The following is a 15,564-nucleotide window of genomic DNA, read 5'->3' on the forward strand; positions in this document are numbered from 1 at the left end:
CGTCTCCAGGTTAACGCCCGGAGAAGGAGTCACGATCACGACACGGTTCCGGTCCGGTTGACCCCTCCGTACCGCTGCACGTACTCGGCGATCTTGGCCGTGCGCACCGCCTCGAACAACGCCTTCCCCTTGGTCCGGTCCAGGAGCACCACGCTCTGCTTGCCGCGCATGGCGCTGCCCTTGTTGGGGACGGTCATGAACACCACGTCCGAGGCGCGCACGCCGCGCATGCTCAGCGCCAGCGACCGCAGGTCGCCCGCGGACACCTTGTCGTCCACGCTGATCGACTTGGTGAACGCGGTGAGGAAGCGGTCGAGCTTGAGCGGGTTGCTGATCGTCCCGCTGTCGGCGGCCTTCTGGGCGAGCGCGCGCAGGAACGCCTGCTGCCGCTTGATCCGGTCGAAGTCGCCGTTGGGGAGGTTGTAGCGCTGCCGGACGAACAGCAGCGCCTTCTCGCCGTCCAGCTTCTGCCGGCCGGCCTCCCAGCGCATCTTGCGCGCCGGGTCGTAGACGCTCTGCGCGATGTCGACCTCCACGCCGCCGAGCGCGTCGGTCATCGACTTGAACCCCTCGAAGTCGATGGCGCCGAAGTGGTCGATGCGGATGCCGGTGAGGTTCTCCACGGTCTGGATCAGCAGCGGCGGGCCGCCGAACGAGAACGCCGCGTTGATCTTCTGGTTGCCGTAGTCGGCGATGTCCACCCACAGGTCGCGGGGGAAGGAGATGATGTAGGCCTTGCTGCGGTCGGCGGGCAGGTGCAGCAGCATGATCGTGTCGGACCGCTGCCGGCCCGGCTTCCACACCCCGCGCCCCTCGCCGGTGGTGCCCATGTCGGCGCGGGTGTCCGAGCCGACCAGCAGCCAGTTCTCGGTGCCGGTCACGTTGGGGCCGGGCCGGTTGCCGGTGGGCATGGCCCCGGGCATCCGGTCGATGTTGCCGTTGTAGGACGACTGCCGCTGCCAGACCAGCCCGGCGACGCCGGCCACGGCCAGCAGGACGAAGACCACCACGCCCGCCAGCACCCGCGGCCAGCGCTTCTTGCGTCGCCGTCCCTCGCCGTGCCGCCCGGTCCCCTCGCCCAGGGGGAACTCGTCATCCGGGCCGTTCGGGCCCTGGGGGCCGCTCGGGCCGTTCGGTCCGCTCGGGCCGTTCGGTCCGTGCGGGCCGTTCGGTCCGTGCGGAGGGACTCCGTGCCCGGCCGCCGCTCGTCCCGGCGTCCCTCCCTGGCCCGTGGGGGCGGAGGGCGCGAACGGGTCGTCGTCGTGCTGCCTGTGCGCCTGGGGGCCGGGGTGGTCTTCGGGGGTCATGGCGCCGGAGATTATCAGGCAAGTCACCCCAGACAGGCAGGTTTACCTCGTATGACGTCCGGTGGCGGTCAGCGCGCGTGACGTTGGTTACGGCCCGCGTCGGCGGGACGTCACGGCGTGCTCCGGCCGGGCGTCACGGCGTGCGGCGGCGCAGGGTGGCCGCGCCCAGCAGCAGGGCCAGCAGCGTGCACCCGGCGATGACCACGATGTCGCGCACCAGCTCGCCGCCGACGTCCGGCTCCCGGCTGACCCGCTGCATGGCGTCCACCGCGTACGTCAGCGGCAGCGCGTTCGAGATCGCCTCCAGCCAGGACGCCATCTGGTCGCGCGGCACGACCAGCCCGCACAGCAGCGTCTGCGGCAGTACGAACGCGGGCATGAACTGCACCGCCTGAAACTCGCTGCGGGCGAACGCGCTGGCGAACAGCCCCAGCGCCATGCCCAGCAGCGCGTCCAGCACCGCCACCAGCACCAGTGCCCACCCGGACCCGGCCAGGTCCAGGCCGAGCCAGGTCAGCGAGATCGCCAGCACCACGCCGACCTGCGCCAGCGCCAGCACGCCGAACGCCAGCGCGTAGCCGACCAGCAGGTCCAGGCGGCCCATCGGCAAGGTCATCAGCCGCTCCAGGGTGCCGCCGGCGCGTTCGCGCAGCGTGCCCACGCTGGTCACGATGAACATGATCACGAACGGGAACAGGCCGAGCAGCATCGGCCCGATCCGGTCGAACAGCGCCGGCCGGTCGAACACGTACCGCAGCAGGATCATCAGCACGGTCGGCACGCCGACCATCAGCCCGATCGTGCTGTGGTCGTGCCGCAGCTGCGCCAGGATCCGCCGGGTGGTGGCCAGGGTGATCACCAGGCTCATGACGTCCGGGCCTCCGTCCGCTCGTTGATCAGGTGCAGGAACGTCTGCTCCAGGTCGTCGGTGCCGGCGGCGGCGCGCAGCTCGGCGGGGGCACCGTCGGCCAGGATCCGGCCCTCGCGCATCAGCAGCAGCCGGTCGGTGCGGCCCGCCTCGTCCATGACGTGGCTGGAGACGATCAGCGTGACGCCGCGATCGGCCAGCCGCCGGAACAGCGCCCACAGCTCCTGGCGCAGCACCGGGTCGAGGCCGACGGTCGGCTCGTCCAGCACCACCAGCTCGGGCGTGCCGAGCAGCGCGGCGGCCAGGTTGACGCGGCCGAGCTGCCCGCCCGACAGGGTGGCGACGAGCTGGTCGCGCTGGCGTTCGAGCCCCACCTCGGCGACCACGCGGTCCACGTCCTGCCGCGGGGCGCCCAGTACGGAGGCGAAGTAGCGCAGGTTCTCGGCGACGCTGAGGTCGGCGTAGACGGCGGGCTTCTGGGTGGCGTAGCCGACGCGGCGCCGCAGCGAGGGACGGCCCGCGGGCTCGCCGAGCACGGTCACGGTGCCGCTCGTGACGATCTGCACCCCCACGATGGCCCGGATCAGCGTCGTCTTGCCGCATCCGCTGGGGCCCAGCAGGCCGACGATCGAGCCGCGCGGCACCTCGAAGGTGACCTCGTGCAGCACTTCCCGGCCGCCTCGCCGCACCCGCAGGCCGGCGACGCGCACGGCCGGAGGCGAAGAATTCATCATGTGTTGAAATTAAGCCCGCACGCGGCCCGGGTCAAGGAGCCGTCAAGAGGTCAGGAGGGTTCGTCGAAGTAGCGCTGGATGGTGGGGGCCAGCAGCTCCACCAGCTCCTCGCGGCCGGCCGAGGCGATCGGCTCGACGCGCAGCACGTACCGCAGGAACATCACGCCGATCATCTGGCCGGCCGCCGCGTTGAGCCGCAGCCTGGGGATGCCGCCCAGTTCCGCCACCCGGCCGAACAGGGCCGAGGTCACGAACTCGCGCACCGCCACCGCGGCCCGCTCGTTGGTCATGGCCGAGCGCAGCATCGCCAGGATCGGGGCCCGCCGCGCGTCGTCCTCCCAGACCGTCAGGAACGTGCGGACCATCGCCTCGCCGAGCCGTTCGCGGGGCGTCGCCATGATGCGCGGCAGGAATTCACCGGGGTCCACCGGGAACCGCATGGCCGCGGTGAAGACCCCCTCCTTGTTGCCGAAGTAGTGGTGCACCAGCGCCGGATCGACCCCCGCCGCCCGGGCGATCGACCGCAGCGACGTGGCGTCGTACCCCTTCTCGGCGAACAGCGCGCGGGCCGCGTCGAGGATCTCGTCGCGGGTCTCGGTCGGCCCCGGACGCCGCCCCGGACCCCGCCGCGCGCGCCCGCGCGGCCGCTCACCCGCGTCGCCCGTGTCACCCGGGTCGCCCGGGTCGCGTTCGGGGCGCGCGACCTCGGTCATCGCGCTCCCCGCGGGGAGATCTCACCGCCCGGAGTGACCTCCCAGGTGCGCGTCCGCTCCTCCAGGGCGGCCGCCGCCAGGTGCAGGCGCGCGAACGCCAGGGCCTCGGCCAGGTCCTCCATGCGCTCGGCGCGGCTGTTGGCGCGGCGCGTGTTGACCTCCAGCACGATGTGGCCGCGGTAGCCGTCGTCGGCGAGCCGCTCCAGGAACGGCCCGCACGGCTGGTTGCCCCGCCCCGGCACCAGGTGCTCGTCCTTGTTGGTGACGCCGACGCCGTCGGCCAAGTGGACGTGGCGCAGCCGCTCGCCGAGCCGCCCGGCCATGTCCAGCGCGTCCGAGCCGGACACCGCGGTGTGCGACAGGTCCAGCGTGACGTACGGATAGTCCTGGTCGATGGGGTTCCAGTCGGGGGCGTACATGCCCGCCTCGGCGCCCCGGGCCTTGAGCGGGAACATGTTCTCCACCGCGAACAGGACGTCCGTCTCGTCCTGCATGCGGGCCAGCCCCTGGACGAACTCGCGCGCGTACTCGCGCTGCCAGCGGAACGGCGGGTGGACGACGACCACGTCGGCGCCCAGGGCCTCGGCCACCTCCTTGGACCGCACCAGCTTGCCCCACGGCTCGCGCCCCCACACCCGCTGCGTGAGCAGCAGGCACGGGGCGTGGATCGAGCGGATGGGGACCTGGTGGTAGTCCGACAGGCGGCGCAGCACGTTGAGGTCCTGCGAGGACGCGTCCGTGGACACCATGATCTCCACGCCGTCGTACCCCAGCAGCGCCGCGATCTCGAAGGCGCTCGGCACCTTCTCCGGGTAGACCGACGCGGTGGACAGCGTGATCGGCGCGTCCGGCACGCGAATCGCGGGCGGAACGGCGCCGTTGTGCTGCGGGGTCAAGGCTCCCTCGCCATAATTTCGCTCGGCAGTATGTCGCTCGGGTGTCCGTCGTGCGCTCCGCCGCACGGACCGGAGCAGCGGGCCCGTCCTGGGTCCGCGGTCCCGCGCCCTCGGGTCGTCCTCCCGGGGCCGGACCGGCTTCGGCGGCCCCTGGCCCCGGTCCGGGGCTCCGCTCCGCCGACGGCGCTCACGCAACGCAAAGCCTATGCGCCCGAACGCCCGAAGTTACCCTCCGACCCAGGTGATCTTATTTGGCGCGGCGCGGGATGACTACGCTCTGTCCTCGTGGCCGAGATCGCTGCGGGCGCCGTGCCCAGCCCCAACATCTGGAACTCCCCCCAGGTCTACGAGATCGAGAACCGTGCCGTGGACCCCGACGGCACGCTGGAGTCGGCGATGTGGGCGATCCGCCCCTGGGCCGGTGCGACGGTGCTCGACCTGGGCTGCGGCACCGGCTTCCACTTGCCGCGGTTCGCCCGCGAGGCGGCGCGGGTGATCGGCGTGGAGCCGCACTCGGCGCTGGCCGCCGCGGCCCGGCGGCGGGTGCGCGACGAGCCGAACGTCACGGTCCGCGTCGGCGTCGCCCAGTCCATCCCGCTTCCGGACGCCTCGGTGGACGTCGCGCACGTGCGGTGGGCGTACTTCTTCGGCCCCGGCTGCGAACCGGGGCTGGCCGAGCTGTCCCGGGTGGTACGGCGCGGCGGCGCGATCTTCATCATCGACAACGACGCCACCCGCTCGACGTTCGGCCGCTGGTTCCGGCGCGGGCTGCCCTCCTACGACCCGGCCGCGGTCGAGCGGTTCTGGTCCCGGCAGGGCTTCGCCCGTGAGCCGCTGATGATCCGCTGGTCGTTCGCCGACCGGGACGACCTCGCCGCCGTGCTGCGCATCGAGTTCCCCGCCGAGCTGGCCGCGGAGTTCCTGCGCGAGCACGAGGGCTGCGAGGTGGACTACGCCGTCAACCTCTGGTGGCGCCGCACCTGACGCCCCGCCGTCTGACACGCCCCGCCTGACGCGCCCCGCCTGACGCGCGCCGCCGTACCGGAGGGCGTCGAGGACGTGGCGCCGAGGTCACCGCCCGGTTACTGACTGGTTGGTCACACCCGTCCGGCGGGTCTGGCCGCCAATGGACGCGCTGTACAACAATTCAACCGCCATCGCATCCCGACGGGAGGGGACCCGACATGGGCCGTACCGCACGGACGAGCCGAGCCATCCTCACCGCCACCGCGCTGGGCGCGGGCGCCGCCGGCGTCGGGCTGGCCGCCCAGCGCCGCGCCGTACGCCGCCTGCGCCTGCGTCCCGACCCCTACGCCGCGGAGCCGTTCGGCTCCCTGCGCGGCCGCCCCGTGCCCGTGCGCGCCGACGACGGCACCCGTCTGTACGCCGAGATCGACGGCGAGGACCGCACCGACCTGGCGGTGGTGTTCTGCCACGGCTGGACGCTCACCCAGGACTCCTGGCACTTCCAGCGCAAGGCCCTGCGCGGCCGCGCCCGCCTGGTGTTCTGGGACCAGCGCGGTCACGGCCGCTCCGACGGCGGCGACCGCGACGGCTACGGGCTGCCCCGCCTGGCGCACGACCTGGCCGCCGTGATCGACCAGACCGTCCCCGCCGAGACCCCCGTCGTGCTGGTCGGCCACTCCATGGGCGGCATGACGATCATGCGCTACGCCGACGAGTACTCCGACCGGATCGGCCGCAAGGTGGTGGGCGTCGGCCTGGTGTGCACGTCGTCCGGCGCGCTCGGCGAGGCCCCGCTGGGCCTGCCCGCCGTCCTGGCGCGCACCACGCAGCGGGTGATCCCCCGCGCCCTGCGCGCGGCCGGCGCGGGCTCGGCCCTCATCGAGAAGGTGCGCCACCTGGGCCGCGACGGCTCCCTGCTGGTCGAGGACCTCATCGCGTTCGGGCCGGACGCCAGCCCGGCCGCGCTGGAGTTCAGCGAGCAGATGCTCGCCGAGACCCGCATGGACGCGCTGTTCGACTTCCTGCACTCGATGATCAACACCGAGGTCATCAGCGAGTGCGCCACCCTGGCCCCCGCCGAGACGCTGGTCATCGGCGCGGAGAACGACCGCCTCACCCCGGTCGAGCACAGCATCAAGATCGCCGACTGCATTCCGTCGGCGCGCCTGGAGGTCGTCCCGACGACCGGTCACATGGCCATGCTCGAACGTCCGGACGTCGTCTCCGGCTACCTGGGCGACCTCATCGAACGCGTCCGCGAGTCCGCCGCCGCCTGATCCGCGCCGCGGCCTGAGCCGGGCGCGTGGCCCGGCTCAGGCCAGGTTCCTCCTGTCCAGCCTGCTCCTGGCCAGGACGCCCACCACGCGGTCGGCGACCTCCCGCATGCCCGCCGCGTTGGGATGCACGGGTGCGGCCACGCTCGACGGCAGGATGCCCTCGACCCACCTGCGCCCGGCCGGGGCGCACATGTCGTGGCCCTCGCCGCCCTGGTAGGCGTCGACGAAGTCGGCGCCGTGGGCGCGCGCCCGCTCGGCCAGCACCCGGTTCAGGTCGCGTTGCAGGTCGTTCAGGAACGCCAGGTCGCCCCGGGCCACCGGGACCAGCGGCCAGCAGCCCGGCGCGTCGGGCAGCAGCCGCAGGTAGCCGACGACCATGACGCGGGCGCGCGGCGCTCGGGCGCGGATCTGCCGCAGCACGTCGCCGACCAGCGGACGGATCTTGTCGGGCCGCTCGTTGTAGGTGTCGGCGTACCGGCCGGCGCACGGCGCGCCGAGCGGGTTGGTGGTGCTCGCCAGGCCGCAGGCGACAGAGATCGATTTGAACCCCAGGTCGTTGCCGCCGATCCCCACGGTGACCAGGGCGGTGTCGCGCGTCAGCGCGTTCAGCTGCGGCGGGTTGGTGCCGAGCGGGGTGCGCTGCGACGCGGACAGGTCGCGGACGCGGGCGCCGGTGCAGCTGACGTCGGTGAGCCGCAGCCGCAGCCGCGCGGCGACCAGCGCCGGGTAGTTGCGGTTGGAGCGCAGGCATCCGGCCGGTGTGCCGTACTGGCGCGGGATGACCGGCCCGGCGGTGAAGGAGTCGCCGAGCGCCACGTACCGCTCGCCCGCCGCCGTCCGGGCGGCGTGCCCGGCCGCCGCCGGCGTGCCCGCCAGCAGCGTCGCCGTGAACGTGCCGACCCCCAGAACCCGTTTCCCCCGCATGATCACCGGTCCTCTCGATCGAGCCGCGGACGATCACGCGGCCTTCGTCCAGGAGCACACGACCGGACCGACCCTACGCGATCAACACACGCAAAGTCATCAGTCGATTACCGAGGGCGATGCGATCCTTTACCGCCGGGCAAGGTCGGCGAGGGCACCGGACGCGCGGAGTGTCGGCCGCGGCCCGTACTGTTCGGGCCATGGCGAAGGCGAAGACGGCGAAGGCCACCTACCGCTGCTCGGAGTGCGGCTGGCAGACCTCCAAGTGGGTGGGCCGTTGCGGCGAGTGCCAGACCTGGGGTTCGGTCGGCGAGGCGGGCACGGCCGCGCCGCCCCGGGTGGTGACCGCCGGGCCCGTCAGCGCGCCCGCCCGGCCCATCGGCCAGGTGGACGTGCGGACGGCGCAGACCCGTCCCACCGGCCTGGACGAACTCGACCGCGTGCTCGGCGGCGGCATGGTGCCCGGAGCCGTGCTGCTGCTCGCCGGCGAGCCGGGCATCGGCAAGTCCACGCTGCTGCTGGAGGTCGCCGCGCTCGCCTCCACCGGCGCCGACGCCCGCGAGTCGGCCGACGGCGCCGTCCCCCGGCAGGACGGCACCCCGGCCGTCCCCCGGCAGGGCGGCCCTGCCGACGCCCGCTCCCCCGAGGGCGGCCGCACGCCCGTGCTGTACGTGACGGGCGAGGAGTCGGCCGAGCAGGTGCGGCTGCGCGCCGACCGGGTCGGCGCCATCACCGACGACCTGTACCTGGCCGCCGAGACCGAACTGTCGGCGGTGCTCGGCCACATCGAGGCCGTCGAGCCCACGCTGCTGGTCGTCGACTCCATCCAGACCATCGGCAGCGCCGAGGTGGACGGCGCGCCGGGCGGCGTCACCCAGATCCGCGAGGTCACCGCCAACCTGATCCGCGTGGCCAAGGAACGCGGCATGACCGTGGTGCTCGTCGGCCACGTCACCAAGGAGGGCGCGATCGCCGGGCCGCGGCTGCTGGAGCACCTGGTCGACGTCGTCCTGTACTTCGAGGGCGACCGGCACAGCCGGCTCCGCATGATCCGCGCGGTGAAGAACCGCTACGGCCCCACCGACGAGCTCGGCTGCTTCGACCTGTCCGAGGTCGGCATCGTCGGGGTGGCCGACCCCAGCGGGCTGTTCCTGACCCGCCGCGACGAGCCCGTCCCGGGCACCTGCGTGACGGTGACGCTGGAGGGCCGCCGCCCGCTGGTCGCCGAGGTGCAGGCGCTGGTCGCCAAGTCCTACCTGCCGTCCCCGCGCCGCGCGTCCTCCGGCCTGGACTCCTCGCGGGTCGCCATGGTCCTGGCGGTGCTGGCCCAGCGCTGCAAGATCTCCATGCACGAGCAGGACGTGTACGTCTCCACGGTCGGCGGCGTCCGGCTCACCGAGACCTCCGTCGACCTGGCGCTGGCCCTGGCGGTCGCCGGGTCCACCGTCGAGCAGGCGCTGTCGGCGCAGCTCATCGCGCTCGGCGAGGTCGGCCTCGCCGGCGAGGTGCGGGTCGTGCCGGGCGTCCAGCGCCGCCTGGCCGAGGCCGCCCGGCTGGGGTTCAAGTACGCGGTGGTGCCCCGCGGCTCCCTCGAACTGGGCGACGGCACGCCCCTCAAGCGCGCCGATCCGCAGCTGACCAGCTACGAGGGCATGAAGGTCATGGAGGTCGACAGCCTCACCCAGGCGCTGCAGGTCGCCTTCACCGCCCCCTGACCGCCCCCGGCGATCAGTTCAGGGGGGCATGACCGGGACGTCAGGACCCGCGTAATATCTCCAGGGCCGCCGAACCGGCGGCGACGGCCTGTGGAGACCACGGAGGACCGCGACGCGGCGGCCCGGGGTCGGCGAAGCAGGACCCGCCCGCGGCCGCCAGTACGGCGTGACGGGCGGCATCCCCCTCGGCCCGGAGGGGGACAACCAACCACGGGAGAAACCCGTCCGCGGGCTCCTCGATAAACTGACGCCGACCAGAGACCTCCGGGGGCCAGGTGCCAACACACGACAAGGGTCATGACGAACGACGCCGCGCCACGCTCGCCGCGGTAGCCCCGGGCACCGCGATACGAGACGGACTGGAGCGCATCCTGCGGGGGCACACCGGAGCCCTGATCGTCCTCGGCTACGACAGGCTCGTCGAGGACCTGTGCACCGGCGGGTTCGAGCTGGACGTGCAGTTCTCCGCCACCCGCCTGCGCGAGCTGGCCAAGATGGACGGGGCCATCGTCCTGGACGACACGCACACGCGGATCGTGCGCGCCGCGGTGCACCTGGTCCCCGACTCGACGATCCCCACCGAGGAGTCCGGCACCCGGCACCGCACCGCCGAGCGGGTCGCCCGGCAGACCGGCCACCCGGTGATCTCGGTGAGCCAGTCGATGCACATCATCGCGCTGTACCTCGACGGCACCCGCTACGTGCTGGAGGACTCGGCCGCGATCCTGTCCAAGGCCAACCAGGCGCTCGCCACGCTCGAACGGTACAAGCTGCGGCTGGACGAGGTGTCCGGCACGCTGTCGGCGCTGGAGATCGAGGACCTGGTCACGGTGCGGGACGTCAGCGCGGTCGTCCAGCGCCTGGAGATGGTCCGCCGCATCGCCGACGAGATCGAGGGCTACGTGGTCGAGCTCGGCACCGACGGCCGGCTGCTGTCGCTGCAGCTGGACGAGCTGGTGTCCGGGGTGGACGTCGACCGCGAGCTGATCGTGCGCGACTACCCGTCCGAGGACGCCCGCGCCCGCGGCGTGGCCGCGGTGCTGGCCGCGCTGGACGGGCTGTCGGCCAACGAGCTGCTCGACCTGTCCACGGTCGCCGAGGTGATGGGCTTCGCCGGCCCGGACGCCCTCGACCTGCCCGTCAGCCCCAAGGGCTACCGCCTGCTGGCCAAGGTGCCGCGGCTGCCCGGCCTGGTGGTCGAGCGGCTGGTCGAGCACTTCGGCGGCCTGCAGAAGCTGCTGGCGGCCGGCATCGACGACCTGCAGGCGGTCGGCGGCGTGGGCGAGTCCCGGGCCCGCAGCGTCCGCGAGGGCCTGTCCCGCCTCGCCGAGTCCTCGATCCTGGAACGCTACGTCTGACGTCCCGGCCGTCCCCGAGACGGCCGGCCGCTCCCGCGTTCCGTCCGCTCAGCGCAGATGGAACACCCGCCTGGCGGGCTGGAGACCGTCCGCCCGCACCGTGGCGACGTAGGTGCCGGGCCGCGCGGGCAGCCCCCTGACCCGGCAGTCGCCCGACGAACGCCTGCGGTCCCAGGTCACCGTCTCGACGTGCGGGATGCCGCGGCGCAGCGTCCGCTCGGCGGAGCCGCGGCGGGCGCAGCGGGCCGACGACCAGACCCGGTCGGGCCCGGACGTCACCCGCACGTCGAGGACGCCGTCGAACGTGCACGCGCCCGGCCCGGTGTTGACGACGGTCGCGGTGAACCGCGGCCGCTGCGCACCGGCGTAGGTGTCGCGGGCCGTGGTCAGCCCCACCACCAGGTCCTCCCCGGCGCAGGCGTCCCCCTCCGGCCGGGCGGGTGCGGCCGGGACGCGCCGCGTCGCGGTCACCGTGACGGTCGGCGCCGCGCTCGGAATGGTGGGCGCGTCGGTGGGGCCGTCGGCCGCGTCGCCCGTCGTGCCGTCGTCCCCTCCGCAGCCGTAGGCCAGCACCACCAGGACGCCGAGCACGACGGCGAGGACGGTGGCCCGCCGCCGCCAGTACCGGTCGACCACACCGTCGTCACGTCCGGTGTCAGCGCCCATGCGGACAGTATGCAGAGTCGGCGCGGGCCGGACCGGCGACCCGCCGTGCGACAATGGCGAGTCGTCATGGAGACCACCTACACCGAGCCGATCCTCGACTGGTATGCCGACAACGCCCGGGACCTGCCGTGGCGCGCCCCGGACGCCACCCCGTGGGGCGTCCTGGTCAGCGAGATCATGCTGCAGCAGACCCCCGTGGCCCGCGTCCTGCCCGTCTGGCGGGAGTGGATGGCGCGCTGGCCGCGGCCGGCGGCGCTGGCGGCCGAGCCGTCCGGCGAGGCGGTGCGCGCCTGGGGCCGCCTCGGCTACCCGCGCCGGGCGCTGCGCCTGCACGAGAGCGCCCGGGCGATCGTGGAACGGCACGGCGGACGGGTCCCCGAGTCGCACGCGGATCTGCTGGCACTGCCCGGCATCGGCGCCTACACCGCCGCCGCCGTGGCCAGCTTCGCGTTCCGGCAGCGGCACGCCGTGCTCGACACCAACGTCCGGCGGGTGCTGGCGCGCCTGGTCTCCGGCGAGGAGTACCCGCCGCGCTCGCAGACCGCCGCCGAGGTCCGGCTGGCCGAGTCGCTGCTGCCCGCCGACGCCCCGACCGCGGCCCGCTGGTCCGTGGCCGTCATGGAGCTGGGCGCCCTCGTCTGCACGGCCCGCACGCCCCGCTGCGTGGACTGCCCGGTGCTGTCGTCCTGCGCCTGGCACGCCGCCGGCCGTCCCGCCTACGACGGCCCGCCCCGGCGCGGCCAGACCTACGCGGGCACCGACCGCCAGTGCCGGGGCCGCCTCCTGGCCGTCCTGCGCGACGCCGACGGCCCCGTGGAGAAGTCGGCGCTGGACGTCGTGTGGTCCGATCCCGTCCAACGGGAACGCGCCCTGGACGCCCTCGTGGCCGACGGCCTGGTGGACCCCCTGGACGACGGCCGCTACGCCCTCCCCGCCTAGCCCTGGCCCGCCGAGGCGGGTGCACGCGCAAGGGCCCGCGCCGTTCCGAGGGCGCTTTCTAACGGTTGTCGCAACACATCGCCGTAGAGATCACCCCGGCCTAGAAACGGTCCGCGTGCTCCTTCGCCCACTCGGTGAACGTACGTGCTGGACGACCGATCACCCGTTCCACCGTGTCGTCCACGGTCGTGGCGGCATCACCGGGCTCGGCATACCAGCCGATGACAAACTCGGCGTCCGCCCGGGACACACCGGTGGCCATCAGCCTGTCGATCGCCTGTTCGTGCGTTATCGGCTCGAAGGCGATGTCGCGGCCGATCACCCGGGACAGGATCGCGATGCGGTCAGTCGGTGTCAGCGGTTCGGGCCCGGTGAGGTTGTAGGACCGCCCTGCGTGGCCGTCATCGAGCAGTGCGACGGCTGCCACGGCCCCGATGTCGGCCTCGTGCACCAGCGCGCTGGGGAGGTCGTACGGTTCCCGGACCACTCCCTCGGCTCGGATCGATTCGGCCCAGGTCAACGTGTTGGACATGAACTCCTGTGCTTCCAGCCGTGTCCATTCCACGCCCGAGTCCGCCACCGCCTGCTCGACCGGGCCCACCCAACCGCCCCACAGCACGGTGATGCGTTGGACGCCCGCGGCGACCGCCCGCTGGACCAGCTCGGGCCCCACCTCGGCCAGTCCCGCCGTCACCGTGATGTGCAGCCGGCTGACACCCTGGAGCGCGGTGTCCAGCGTTTCCGGTGCGTTGTGCGTGCCGGCCACCAGCTCCACCTCGGCCGGAAACCTCCCGGCGTTCGCCGCCGGGTTTCGCGTCAGGGCCCGAACCCGCTCTCCACGGCGAACCAGCTCTGCCACAACGTGCCGACCAGTGTTCCCGGTGGCACCTGTCACCAAAGTCGTCACAGTCGAGTTTCCTTAGGTCATCTTGTCCGGAGGAGTCACAGAGGAACCTAGAACCTCAATCACTCTTGAGGTCAAGAAGCCCGCTCGACTGCCGGTGCGCCTGCCGGGCCGCTGGTCACCTGACCCGGTGATCTCGACCTAGATCGGTCTGTCGGTGGCGAGGGTGAAGGCGCTGTGGGAGCCCATTTCCGATCCCTGGTCCCAGGTGAGGGAGGCGGCCGCGCACGTCTAGGGGCGCCACCGATGCGATCGGTGGCGCCCCTAGACGTGGTTGCCGGTCCTCCCAGATCTCCAAGTCCATGAGAACCGGGGAGCTGCGCGGGCCCTTCGTCGGCTCGCGTGACGGGCGTCAGTCCTTGTTGAAGTTGACCGCGCCCTCGATCGGCGGCGGGCTGTCGGGCACGCCGGACGGCTTCGGCACACCCCGGAAGGTGAACTTCGCGTCCTCGCCCTCACCCTCGGTGCCGACGATCACGATCTGGCCGGGCTTCAGCTCGCTGTAGAGGATCTTCTCCGACAGCGCGTCCTCGATCTCCCGCTGGATCGTGCGGCGCAGCGGACGCGCACCCAGCACCGGGTCGTAGCCGCGCTCGGCGAGCAGCTGCTTGGCCTCGGGCCGCAGCTCGATGCCCATGTCCCGGTCGCGCAGCCGCTCGTCCACCTTGGCGATCATCAGATCCACGATCTGGATGATCTCCTTCGGGGTCAGCTGGTGGAACACCACGGTGTCGTCGACACGGTTGAGGAACTCGGGCCGGAAGTGCTGCTTGAGCTCCTCCTGCACCTTCGCCTTCATCCGGTCGTAGGACCCCTGCTCGTCGCCCTGACGCGCGAACCCCATGGACACGCCCTTGGAGATGTCCCGGGTGCCCAGGTTCGTGGTCATGATGATGACGGTGTTCTTGAAGTCCACCACCCGGCCCTGGGCGTCGGTCAGCCGACCGTCCTCCAGGATCTGCAGCAGGCTGTTGAAGATGTCCGGGTGCGCCTTCTCGATCTCGTCGAACAGCACGACCGAGAACGGCTTGCGCCGCACCTTCTCGGTGAGCTGGCCGCCCTCCTCGTACCCGACGTAACCGGGCGGGGAACCGAACAGCCGCGAGACGGTGTGCTTCTCCATGAACTCGCTCATGTCCAGCTGGATGAGCGCGTCCTCGTCCCCGAACAGGAACTCCGCCAGCGTCTTGGACAGCTCGGTCTTACCGACACCCGACGGGCCGGCGAAGATGAACGAGCCACCCGGACGCTTGGGGTCCTTCAGCCCGGCGCGGGTACGGCGGATCGACTGCGACAGGGCCTTGATCGCGTCGTGCTGGCCGATGACGCGCTTGTGCAGCTCGTCCTCCATGCGCAGCAGCCGCGAGGACTCCTCCTCGGTCAGCTTGAACACCGGGATGCCCGTGGCCGTGGCCAGGACCTCGGCGATCAGCTCCTCGGTGACCTCGGCGACGACGTCCATGTCGCCGGCCTTCCACTCCTTCTCCCGCGCGGCCTTGGCGGCCAGGAGCTGCTTCTCGGAGTCGCGCAGAGCGGCGGCCTTCTCGAAGTCCTGGGCGTCGATCGCCGATTCCTTCTCCCGGCGCACACCGGCGATCTTCTCGTCGTACTCGCGCAGGTCCGGCGGCGCGGTCATGCGGCGGATCCGCATCCGCGACCCGGCCTCGTCGATCAGGTCGATCGCCTTGTCCGGCAGGAACCGGTCGGAGATGTAACGGTCGGCCAGCTGCGCGGCGGCCACCAGGGCGCTGTCGGTGATCGACACCCGGTGGTGCGCCTCGTACCGGTCCCGCAGCCCCTTGAGGATCTCGATGGTGTGGCTCAGCGACGGCTCCGCCACCTGGATCGGCTGGAAGCGCCGCTCCAGGGCGGCGTCCTTCTCCAGGTGCTTGCGGTACTCGTCCAGCGTGGTGGCACCGATGGTCTGCAGCTCACCGCGCGCCAGCATCGGCTTGAGAATGCTGGCCGCGTCGATCGCGCCCTCGGCGGCGCCCGCGCCGACCAGCGTGTGCAGCTCGTCGATGAACAGGATGATGTCGCCGCGGGTGCGGATCTCCTTGAGCACCTTCTTCAGGCGCTCCTCGAAGTCACCGCGGTAGCGGGAACCGGCGACCAGGGCGCCCAGGTCCAACGTGTAGAGCTGCTTGTCCTTGAGGGTCTCGGGCACCTCGCCCTTGACGATCTTCTGCGCCAGGCCCTCGACGACGGCGGTCTTGCCGACACCGGGCTCGCCGACCAGCACCGGGTTGTTCTTGGTGCGGCGGCTCAGCACCTGCATGACCCGCTCGATCTCGGTG

General features: G+C 72.5%; 14 protein-coding genes. 5 read left to right on the forward strand and 9 right to left on the reverse strand.

Annotation, left to right across the window (positions count from 1 at the left end):
- Positions 1-35 precede the first annotated feature (35 nt).
- The 5 genes from ABD811_RS21120 to ABD811_RS21140 all read right to left on the reverse strand — a co-directional run bounded on the left by ABD811_RS21120 (position 36) and on the right by ABD811_RS21140 (position 4,518).
- Positions 36-1,307, reverse strand: coding sequence for an LCP family protein (locus tag ABD811_RS21120; protein ID WP_344950255.1), 1,272 nt, complete (start codon positions 1,305-1,307; stop codon positions 36-38).
- A gap of 133 nt (positions 1,308-1,440) precedes the next feature.
- Entirely contained in the window at positions 1,441-2,175 is a 735-nt protein-coding gene (locus ABD811_RS21125; RefSeq protein WP_344950258.1) for an ABC transporter permease, read from the reverse strand.
- On the reverse strand, positions 2,172-2,909 hold the full coding sequence (locus ABD811_RS21130) for an ABC transporter ATP-binding protein (RefSeq protein ID WP_344950261.1): 738 nt from the start codon (positions 2,907-2,909) through the stop codon (positions 2,172-2,174). Before ABD811_RS21130 ends, ABD811_RS21125 begins: the two co-directional genes overlap by 4 nt.
- 50 nt (positions 2,910-2,959) lie before the next feature.
- Positions 2,960-3,622, reverse strand: a complete 663-nt coding sequence (locus ABD811_RS21135; RefSeq protein ID WP_344950264.1) for a TetR/AcrR family transcriptional regulator — start codon at positions 3,620-3,622, stop codon at positions 2,960-2,962.
- Positions 3,619-4,518: a sugar phosphate isomerase/epimerase family protein gene (locus ABD811_RS21140; RefSeq protein ID WP_344950267.1), complete on the reverse strand. Its 900-nt coding sequence runs from the start codon at positions 4,516-4,518 to the stop codon at positions 3,619-3,621. The genes ABD811_RS21135 and ABD811_RS21140 overlap by 4 nt, the downstream gene beginning before the upstream one ends.
- Before the next feature lie 285 nt (positions 4,519-4,803).
- On the opposite strand from ABD811_RS21140, the gene ABD811_RS21145 reads away from it, so the two are divergent.
- Entirely contained in the window at positions 4,804-5,502 is a 699-nt protein-coding gene (locus ABD811_RS21145) for a class I SAM-dependent methyltransferase (protein WP_344950270.1), read from the forward strand.
- Positions 5,503-5,702: 200 nt separating this feature from the next.
- Complete coding sequence (locus tag ABD811_RS21150; protein WP_344950273.1) at positions 5,703-6,761, forward strand: alpha/beta fold hydrolase; 1,059 nt, start codon at positions 5,703-5,705, stop codon at positions 6,759-6,761.
- A gap of 36 nt (positions 6,762-6,797) precedes the next feature.
- On the opposite strand, the gene ABD811_RS21155 is transcribed toward ABD811_RS21150, so the two are convergent.
- A complete protein-coding gene (locus ABD811_RS21155) occupies positions 6,798-7,685 on the reverse strand; it encodes an SGNH/GDSL hydrolase family protein (RefSeq protein WP_344950276.1) in 888 nt (295 codons plus the stop codon).
- Positions 7,686-7,885: 200 nt separating this feature from the next.
- Here ABD811_RS21155 and radA point away from each other — a divergent pair, with 200 nt between their 5' ends.
- Both radA and disA read left to right on the forward strand, forming a co-directional pair.
- On the forward strand, positions 7,886-9,400 hold the full coding sequence (gene radA, locus ABD811_RS21160; protein WP_344950279.1) for a DNA repair protein RadA: 1,515 nt from the start codon (positions 7,886-7,888) through the stop codon (positions 9,398-9,400).
- Between the two features lie 275 nt (positions 9,401-9,675).
- A complete protein-coding gene (disA, locus tag ABD811_RS21165) occupies positions 9,676-10,758 on the forward strand; it encodes a DNA integrity scanning diadenylate cyclase DisA (protein WP_344950282.1) in 1,083 nt (360 codons plus the stop codon).
- Positions 10,759-10,806: 48 nt separating this feature from the next.
- On the opposite strand, the gene ABD811_RS21170 is transcribed toward disA, so the two are convergent.
- Positions 10,807-11,424, reverse strand: a complete 618-nt coding sequence (locus ABD811_RS21170; RefSeq protein ID WP_344950285.1) for a hypothetical protein — start codon at positions 11,422-11,424, stop codon at positions 10,807-10,809.
- 66 nt (positions 11,425-11,490) lie between these two features.
- On the opposite strand from ABD811_RS21170, the gene ABD811_RS21175 reads away from it, so the two are divergent.
- Complete coding sequence (locus ABD811_RS21175; RefSeq protein ID WP_344950287.1) at positions 11,491-12,363, forward strand: HhH-GPD family protein; 873 nt, start codon at positions 11,491-11,493, stop codon at positions 12,361-12,363.
- 100 nt (positions 12,364-12,463) lie between these two features.
- On the opposite strand, the gene ABD811_RS21180 is transcribed toward ABD811_RS21175, so the two are convergent.
- Positions 12,464-13,270: an NmrA family NAD(P)-binding protein gene (locus ABD811_RS21180; protein WP_344950290.1), complete on the reverse strand. Its 807-nt coding sequence runs from the start codon at positions 13,268-13,270 to the stop codon at positions 12,464-12,466.
- A 349-nt stretch (positions 13,271-13,619) separates the two neighbouring features.
- The coding region (locus tag ABD811_RS21185; protein WP_344950293.1) for an ATP-dependent Clp protease ATP-binding subunit at positions 13,620-15,564 on the reverse strand (1,945 nt) is incomplete at its 5' end.

Source organism: Actinomadura miaoliensis (assembly GCF_039536785.1).
Lineage (GTDB): Bacteria > Actinomycetota > Actinomycetes > Streptosporangiales > Streptosporangiaceae > Spirillospora > Spirillospora miaoliensis.